The 1,134-nt window shown below is 47.7% G+C and carries 1 protein-coding gene; it reads right to left on the bottom strand.

Features of this window, described 5'->3' with window-relative positions:
- Positions 1-99 precede the first annotated feature (99 nt).
- A partial coding sequence (locus ACR0CW_RS23155) for a phosphatase PAP2 family protein (protein WP_480789586.1) occupies positions 100-1,134 on the bottom strand: 1,035 nt, incomplete at its 5' end.

Here is a 1,134-nt window from a genome sequence, read left to right as displayed (position 1 = left end):
GGCGCAGTCTGCGACATGTTCACCCCAGACGAGTGCTACAACTTCTTCCAGGCCGCAGGATATGAAACCAATTGAGCCAGACGCGCTCTAGAATACGATTTAGGATGTTTGGGTTGGTGGTATCAACATCTTTCTGCCGCCGAACACAGCCAAAAGTCCTACTGCAACTAAACTAACGAATAGAGTTGCGAAGATCACATCTGAAAGGAAATGCCGGCCAAACACAACGCGGAGTAAGGCTGCACTCAGCGATGATAAAATTGCCATACCCAGAGTAATGTAGCGAATCAGTTTGTTCGAAATAAAGTGCGACAACATGAACATAGTTATCGCGAATGCTGCCGCCCCGGCGGCCTCACCCGAGACGAAGGAACAGTTCTTCTCGCATTGGGATACGATTTCGAAGGGTGGAGAGAATTCTCTTGCGCCACCAAATTCAGAGACATCAGCAGGACGAGCTCTACCCCAATAGGACTTCAAGATTCCGTTTACCAAAAGACCTGGACCCAAGGCATAGAGGCAGAAGATGAAGCCCCAGACCCTGCCGGAGATGTTTGCTATTTTGATTTTAAACTGAGCCAAAATCCATCCTGCTAAAGCCGGAGCGGCCATCCAGGTAAACACACTTTGAGTGATTTCCCTAAACAGGACCAATCTCCGTGATTGCAATGCGGCAAAGCCTTCAGATTGGTTCCAGAACAGTGATGAGAACCACAAGTCTACCCACGGTACAGAAGCAAAAAATACCTGAAATATTGCGGTCATGAACAGGATCACCAACAGCGGGCGCGTTAAGTCAAGCGACCGGTTTGAAGTCCAAACGGGTGTTTCGATCACGGAATTTGGTGCCGACGCGATTGATTGATCCAACAAGTTCATTGGTGCCCCCTGAAATACCTGCCGCAGGAGTAAGCGACAGGGGCAGGTATTAATCGGTTTGCTTTGTGGGATCTTTGTGTAAGCCTTACATTTATGTAAGGTGGCTTCAGATACAATTGCGCGGATACATTTCAATTTCAAATCACTGATTTGAACGAGCGAAATTAGAGCGCGTCTGGCTTTATCAGATTCAGTCTTCCCCAGTTTTCTGATCCGTGATTCCATATCTTTGAGCAGATATGGAGGTAGCAGATG

It is taken from the genome of Ruegeria sp. CH6, from assembly GCF_056537005.1.
Note: the sequence above shows the minus strand (reverse complement) of the source record. Positions and strands in the feature narration are given on the sequence as shown.